This window comes from Labrenzia sp. OB1, from assembly GCF_001624695.1.
In the GTDB taxonomy this organism is placed as follows: Bacteria; Pseudomonadota; Alphaproteobacteria; order Rhizobiales; family Stappiaceae; genus Roseibium.
In genome coordinates this window covers 1-6,703 of sequence record NZ_JSEP01000051.1, presented here as the reverse complement: position 1 = coordinate 6,703, position 6,703 = coordinate 1, and the positions used below count along the sequence as shown (strand labels likewise).

The following is a 6,703-nucleotide window of genomic DNA, read 5'->3' as shown; positions in this document are numbered from 1 at the left end:
GGTCGACCAGATGACGCAGGAAGTTGGACCAACCGGACTTGTCTTCCTTGGCGCCCTCGCAAATGCCCAGGATCTCCCGATACCCTTCAGAATTCACCGCACTGGCTACAAGCAGCGAGACATTTCGGACTTCGCCAGCCCATGTCCGCTTCATCACAATGCCATCCAGATAGAGGTAGGGGTGCTCGCCTTCTATTCGACGGTTCCGCCATTCCTCGATCTTGGCATAGATCTTCTTGTTCAGGTTGGACACCGTGCCTGGTGACACCCGTGTGCCCCACAAAGCCTCTGTGATGTCCCCCACGCGACGAACGGAAACGCCGGCCAGATACATCTCGATCAGGGCTTCCTCGACGCTGCTTTCCCGCCGCTGGTAACGCTCGATGATCGCCGTCTCGAACGTCTGACGGCGCAGCTTCGGCATCTTCAGCTTCACTTCGCCCGCCTTGGTATGCAGCGAACGTTCATAGCTGCCTGCCCGCGGGTCCGGCGGATCTATCGTTCGCTCGAACTGAACTTGCGCATCAAGCCGTAGAAGCGCTTGGTTCGGGAAAAACCGGAACCGTTGGCTGTTCCCGATGGTCCCAACATGACCTGGTCTATGGACTTCATGTCGGATCAGCTGTCCGACGGGCGCGGCTTCAGGACCTTGAACGTTCTGGACGACTTCAACCGTGAGGGCCTGGGCATTGAAGTGGCCATTTCCATTCCCGCCCTTCGTGTCATCCGCACCCTGGAGCGGATCATCGAGTGGCGCGGCCAACCCCTGAACATCCGGGTGGATAATGGCCAGGAAAACGTCAGTGCCGCCCTGCAAATAGGTTCTTATTTATTGCGGCTGGTATTAGCAACCTTTCCGGATTTCCGGGACCACTTCAGGTTCAAATCAACTGAGTTTGGCATATCCAGTTTATGCAGCAATCTGTACCGCTTGTTACAACACATGATCTACGGAAGCATTTATAAATCCAAGATGCGTTATCAAGGGACGGCGAGGCTGCCTTTATGGGAAACACATATGGCAGTTTGTTTGCATGGCGTGCTCAAGACAGGCCCAGGACTGAACAACGATCCCCGCCATTGAACGCAAAACCAGAAAGAAGGATGATCGTTATGTTTAGCAAGAAAGTCAGTACCGGTCCTGCAAACGGGTCCCAAAATTCAACGACCGCGCAAAACCATGGGGCTCCTGAACGAGAAGGTCGTTTAAATGACCGTACAGTCAAAAAAAAGGAGCCTTCACAAATTGAACAAGCGGCATTCCTGTCTGGTAGTAAGATACGAGAAAGTAAATCAAGGTTAAGAGGAGAAGGGAGACAAAAGTATCTTAAATTTATAAGTGATAAGAACCCTACTATGATTGAAAATTATGTTGTTGAAAAAATGAAAGAAAGTAATGGCCAAGGAAACAAACGGTTAAAAAGTGAAGTGGCTGCTCAAAAACATCGGGATAAACAAGATAATACAAAATCTATCCCAAAGAAGAAATTTTACGGCATTCGTGTCTCATACCACGAGCATAAAGCACGCGCGGCCTATCTTAAAGAGAAGAAAGCTGAAGGTTCGGCAGCGATCTCTGCGGAAACGCTCATGCAACAGGCATCCACAGGACGTCAACTGGAGGATCTTCAGAAACAAACAGAAGCATTAAACAAAATCGCGTCAGGTGGCAATTTTGGGAATCCTCTTCAATCTGATGTGGAGCCAGCTCCCGAAACTGGTGCGGAAGCAATTGTGAACCCTGAAGTATCAAGTGATAATTATGATGATTTTGTAGGAGATGTTCAGTCTTCCGTGCCCGCGCCTGGGAACGAAAGCGCTGACCGCGATTTTGCTTATTTAAGGCAGCTTATTGATGAATTAAGAGAAAACGAGAAATTTATAGAATCACAACGAGTGAACAACTCTTGAGAATATCGAGAAGGGGGCAAAATGCGTGACGAGCAGACCTGCTCCGCTGCACGGTTAACATTCTGAAGTCTGTACAAACACGGTGACCTGAGCCCCCAGAACTCCTCCAATTTTTGTGTGGAGTCCGTTCCAATCAGGAGACGGACGGAATGAAGCGTTCACGATTCACAGAAGAACAGATCATCGGCATCTTGCGGGAGCAGGAAACGGGGGTGAAGACAGCGGATGTCTGCCGCAAGCACGGCATCTGGGAAGCGACCTTCTACAAGTACAAGGCCAGGTTTGGGGGGCATGGACGTGTCCGATGCCTTCACGGACGGCCGCCGCTTCCCGGTACTGGCCGCGGTTGATGATTACAGCCGCGAGTGCCTGGCGCTGGTCGCTGATACCTCTTTATCCGGCCTGCGGGTCACCCGTGAACTCGATGCGCTCATTCGTCTGCGCGGCAAACCGGTCACCGTGGTTTCTGACAACGGGACCGAGCCGACCAGTATGGCCGTTCTCAAATGGTGTCAGGAGACCAGCGTCGACTGGCATTACATCCAGCCAGGAAAGCCGGTGCAGAACGGATTTGTCGAGAGCCTCAACGGCAGCTTCAGGGACGAGTGCCTCAACGAGACGCTGTTTTCGTCACTCGNCTGGCGCTGGTCGCTGATACCTCTTTATCCGGCCTGCGGGTCACCCGTGAACTCGATGCGCTCATTCGTCTGCGCGGCAAACCGGTCACCGTGGTTTCTGACAACGGGACCGAGCCGACCAGTATGGCCGTTCTCAAATGGTGTCAGGAGACCAGCGTCGACTGGCATTACATCCAGCCAGGAAAGCCGGTGCAGAACGGATTTGTCGAGAGCCTCAACGGCAGCTTCAGGGACGAGTGCCTCAACGAGACGCTGTTTTCGTCACTCGCCGAGGCCAGACGCCAAATCACCGCATGGAAGGAAGACGACAACATCAACAGACCCCATTCATCCCTGGGCAATCTCACACCCAGTGAATTCGCAAAGAAAATGACATTGCAAAAGCAGGCCGCATGAGGTCAAAAACCAACCATCGGACTCCGCGCTAACGCGGAAGAGACTTGGGTCTCAGGTCACATAATAAACATTATACGCATAAAACACGCGCATTGACCGCGTGTGCTTCCGAACCTAATCTCAAATCGGTTTCCGCATCATCGGAGTTGGCGCTATGGCTCAATCATCTGCCCGCAAGTCCACGAACCTGACGATAGACGCGGTGCTCGTTCGGTCCGCCAAGGATCTCGGGATCAACATCTCCCGGGCGGCCGAGGACGGAATCCGTTCGGCGGTTTCCAAAACGATGGCGGATCAGTGGAAGCAGGAAAACCAGGCGTCGCTGAAAAGCTCAAACGACTTTGTCGAAAACCACGGATTGCCGCTTGCCAGGAACCGCTTGTTCTGATGGCGCGCAACCATCTTTATCGGCTTGAACCGGGCAATGTGCTGGTTCTGGACGTGCAGGCGGACATTCTCGAAACCCTGAACACCAGGGTCGTCGTGCCGCTTTTGCCGAAGTCCGACGCGCCGACACCGGCGAGATTTTTGAACCCGGTCTTCACAATCGACGGCGATGCCTATGTGATGGTGACGCAGTTCCTGGCAGCGGTTTCAGCAAAGCAACTGAGCGAGCCCGTTGGTGATTTGGACGAATGCTTTCCGGAGATCACCCGCGCGCTCGATACGCTTTTGCAGGGGTTCTGATTCCACGGAGCGGCCATCCCACTATCCCGTTGTCAGCAGCGGCCGCACCCGGACCGCGCAGGAAAAGTGGCTGGTCGCCAGTTCCGCCTGACTGCGCACCGCTCTGTCATGAAACGGCTCGAATGGGCTGGGACCGGATTGGCGCCTAGCGTGCTCCGTTTGAGGTTAGCTGACATTCATCAGCCCTGAATGCGTCGACGCTTCCGGCCCGGAGCCGACATGAGTGCTTTGCGCAGCGAAGGTCTGGAACGTGCCCTGAGTCGCGCATGCTGCGAACACAACGAAGGTCAGCTTTGTTTACCGAGCATGCGTCGTCGCAGACACTGCACTCGATCAAGAAGTAAAGTTGCTTTCACAGTGGTGTTCCCTGGTGAAATCGGAGTTTCCAGTGACCTTCAACTCTTATCCAAAGAGATGAGCGGCGGCCTCGTTCGAGAATATCGCCAAATCGAACCTCACTCGTGTAGGTTGATAGGGCCACATCAGGCGCGATGAGTTCGACGGAGTAGTCAGGAAGAGGAAGCTTGGCATCAATCACAGCATCAGGGTCCGCTGTGAATATCATTTCGTTTCTCTCATAGCGCCGACCAGATCGACCAAACTCCAAGAAGTCTGCGGCAAAGGTTTTGTCCATTAAATCAGGATCAAAACGAGTTTCTGCTCGCCACAGGGTTTCCTCTTTTAGTCTGAGCGCGTCTCTATCTTCAATCGTTAGATGCATTAAACCAACGTATCCGCCCGGCGTGGAAAACAGCCGCTCGCGGTGACGTGCTCCCCTGAAAACTCCGCGTTTTGAGGTTAGTCTGTTTCCGGTCTGGAGTGCTACCCAACATGCCCCCGGGACGGGCAAGGGTTTTCCGGACGAAATCAGGAACACGGGCTGGCTGCGTGTTCTGATTTTATCAGGTCCATCGGCACCTTGTTGCCGATGGCGCCGTGAGGTCTGTGTTCATTTTAGTCCTTGCGCCAATCCTCCAACTTTTCGGCTGCATCTGCAAGGCTCAGGAACCAGTGCGCATTCAGGCACTCCGCCCTGAACCGGCAATTGAAGGCCTCGATGAAGTCGTTGTCCGTCGGTTTTCCCGGCCTTGAGAAGTCCGGCGTGACGCCCCTTCGATAGGCCCAAAGATCAAGATCCCGGGAGATGAACCCGGAGCCCCGGTCGACCCGGATCGTCTTGAGATAGCCAATCCAGGTGCAGACAGTTTCCAGCGTTTCCGCTCCTTCCCGGCCAGGAAAATCGTCGCGGAAAACTCTAACTCAAAGCGAGGGCATTTTGCGGGAGCACCTCAATGAGGCTCGCTCAAAAATCGCTGGCATAAGCCAGGAGTTTTCTGCCGGAAAGTGTGTCATTTGACACAACTCACGCATGCGGTCCCCGCCACCTTAAGCAAATCAAAAACTGTCTGCGGGAGTGCTCAGGTGCACGACAATAATGGTTCGTCGCGGGATGCGACAAACTCAGGCCTTCCAGTGTTCCGATCCGGGAAGTGGGCAGATTGGCCTGGGCAGAGCGGCGCATTGCTGGCCCCATTGCTGGCCCCATTGCTGGCCTTGGGGCGAGATGCCTCGTGCAGGCCGAGTTGCCGTGTTGCCCTCATGCTGGGGGCGGGGCTTGTGTTTGGCAATGCCCCTGTGGCTCTGGCTGGGTGTACTATTGACGGAGAGGTGGAAGCACCGCCGTTCACTTCCCTCGAGGGTGGCGACGATCTTGTGTGCAATGATGTGGAGCTTACCGGTACAATAGAAGCGGCAACTGTCGAGGAGGGGGACGACAGTGTCACGATTACGCTTGGGGATGGGATGCCGGATGGTGAGGGCGCTTTCGATACCAAAGTGACGTATAGTGAAGGCGTTGCCATCTCGTTAGACAATGACACGAAGGTTATCATTTACGGTGATGCTGAACTGAACGCCCACTACGGGGTATATACTACTGGCGATGACAATACGGTGGAGGTGGTCGGCGGCACGATTGAGGCCGGGTATGGGGTATATGCTTATGGCGATGACAATACGGTGGAGTTGGTCAGCGGCACGATTGAGGCCGGTTCCCACGGGGTAACTGGTCATGGTGCGAATTTTACCGTTACGGTAAGCGGCGGCACGATTGAAAGTCAATGGGGGGGCGTAACCACTTTTGGTGGCCATTCCACCGTTACGGTGAGCGGCGGCACGATTGAGCAAGGCGTAATAATGCAAGGTTACAGTCCCACCGTTACGGTGAGCGGCGGCACGTTTGAAAGTACATACACGGGCGTATACACTACTGATGACAATTCCACCGTTACGGTGAGCGGCGGCACGATTGATGCTGAACGGGTCGGTATACACACTACTGGTGAAGATTCCATCGTTACGGTGAGTGGCGGCACGATTGAGGCTGAACAGGAGGGCGTATCCTCTGAAGGTGACAATTCCACCGTTACGGTGAGCGGCGGCACGATTGAGGCTGAACAGGAGGGCGTATACTCTGAAGGTGACGATTCCACCGTTACGGTGAGCGGCGGCACGATTGAGGCCGGTTCCCACGGGGTATATGCTACTGGCGATGACAATACGGTGGAGGTGGTCAGCGGCACGATTGATGCTGAATGGGAGGGTGTATACACTTCTGGTGACGGTTCCACCGTTACGGTGAGCGGCGGCACGATTGAGGCTGAAGGGAGCAGTGTATACACTTCTGGTGACAATTCCACCGTTACGGTGAGCGGCGGCACGATTGATGCTGAATGGGAAGGTGTAAACACTACTGGTGACAATTCCACCGTTACGGTGAGCGGCGGCACGATTGAGGCTGAACAGGAGGGCGTATACTCTGAAGGTGACGATTCCACCGTTACGGTGAGCGGTGGCACGATCGAAGCCGATGACTATGGGATAAACATTCATGGTGACCGCACCACGGTGACGGTGAGTGGCGGGACGGTCAGAACGACCGAAGAAAATGGCACCGCGATTTACTTCGAATTTACTGGCGAGGGATCTCCCGAGAACTGGGCAGGTTCATTGACCATAGGCACGGGCGCTACTGTCGAGGGGAACCTTCTGGCAGAAAGCGGGACGTTTGC

General features: G+C 54.4%; 6 protein-coding genes and 4 pseudogenes. 7 read left to right on the top strand and 3 right to left on the bottom strand.

The genetic code is table 11. The annotated features are described in order from the left end of the window. Window positions 1-514: pseudogene (locus tag OA90_RS27185) on the bottom strand (transposase); the annotation flags it as partial. Between OA90_RS27185 and OA90_RS27180 the strand changes: the two are divergent. From OA90_RS27180 to OA90_RS27150, 6 genes and pseudogenes are all read left to right on the top strand, one after another. Then, window positions 482-805: pseudogene (locus OA90_RS27180) on the top strand (DDE-type integrase/transposase/recombinase); the annotation flags it as partial. The pseudogenes OA90_RS27185 and OA90_RS27180 sit on opposite strands and share 33 nt — an antisense overlap. A 308-nt stretch (window positions 806-1,113) precedes the next feature. Further along, a complete protein-coding gene (locus OA90_RS27175; protein ID WP_156510712.1) occupies window positions 1,114-1,911 on the top strand; it encodes a hypothetical protein in 798 nt (265 codons plus the stop codon). 149 nt (window positions 1,912-2,060) lie between these two features. After that, a pseudogene (locus tag OA90_RS27165) lies at window positions 2,061-2,548 on the top strand (DDE-type integrase/transposase/recombinase); the annotation flags it as partial. A gap of 1 nt (window position 2,549) precedes the next feature. Then, a partial coding sequence (locus OA90_RS27160) for an integrase core domain-containing protein (RefSeq protein ID WP_199823811.1) occupies window positions 2,550-2,945 on the top strand: 396 nt, incomplete at its 5' end. Between the two features lie 154 nt (window positions 2,946-3,099). Then, the gene (locus OA90_RS27155; protein ID WP_068420117.1) at window positions 3,100-3,333 is read left to right on the top strand and encodes a type II toxin-antitoxin system CcdA family antitoxin; all 234 of its coding nucleotides are present in this window, start codon (window positions 3,100-3,102) and stop codon (window positions 3,331-3,333) included. Further along, window positions 3,333-3,632, top strand: a complete 300-nt coding sequence (locus tag OA90_RS27150) for a CcdB family protein (RefSeq protein ID WP_068420115.1) — start codon at window positions 3,333-3,335, stop codon at window positions 3,630-3,632. The genes OA90_RS27155 and OA90_RS27150 overlap by 1 nt, the downstream gene beginning before the upstream one ends. Before the next feature lie 352 nt (window positions 3,633-3,984). On the opposite strand, the gene OA90_RS27145 is transcribed toward OA90_RS27150, so the two are convergent. Beyond that, window positions 3,985-4,353 carry a nuclear transport factor 2 family protein gene (locus OA90_RS27145; RefSeq protein WP_082837317.1) on the bottom strand — a complete coding sequence of 123 codons (369 nt, stop codon included), beginning with the start codon at window positions 4,351-4,353 and terminating at the stop codon, window positions 3,985-3,987. A gap of 146 nt (window positions 4,354-4,499) precedes the next feature. After that, window positions 4,500-4,823 (bottom strand): annotated as a pseudogene (locus tag OA90_RS28345) (integrase core domain-containing protein); the annotation flags it as partial. A gap of 477 nt (window positions 4,824-5,300) precedes the next feature. Here OA90_RS28345 and OA90_RS27140 point away from each other — a divergent pair. Further along, window positions 5,301-6,703 (top strand): hypothetical protein (locus OA90_RS27140; RefSeq protein WP_156510710.1); only part of this gene is annotated, 1,403 nt, incomplete at its 3' end.

Coding starts and splice junctions, on each gene's coding strand:
- OA90_RS27155 (WP_068420117.1), top strand. CDS start 3,100: ATGGCTCAATCATCTGCCCGCAAGTCCACGAACCTGACGATAGACGCG.
- OA90_RS27150 (WP_068420115.1), top strand. CDS start 3,333: ATGGCGCGCAACCATCTTTATCGGCTTGAACCGGGCAATGTGCTGGTT.
- OA90_RS27145 (WP_082837317.1), bottom strand. CDS start 4,353: ATGCATCTAACGATTGAAGATAGAGACGCGCTCAGACTAAAAGAGGAA.
- OA90_RS27175 (WP_156510712.1), top strand. CDS start 1,114: ATGTTTAGCAAGAAAGTCAGTACCGGTCCTGCAAACGGGTCCCAAAAT.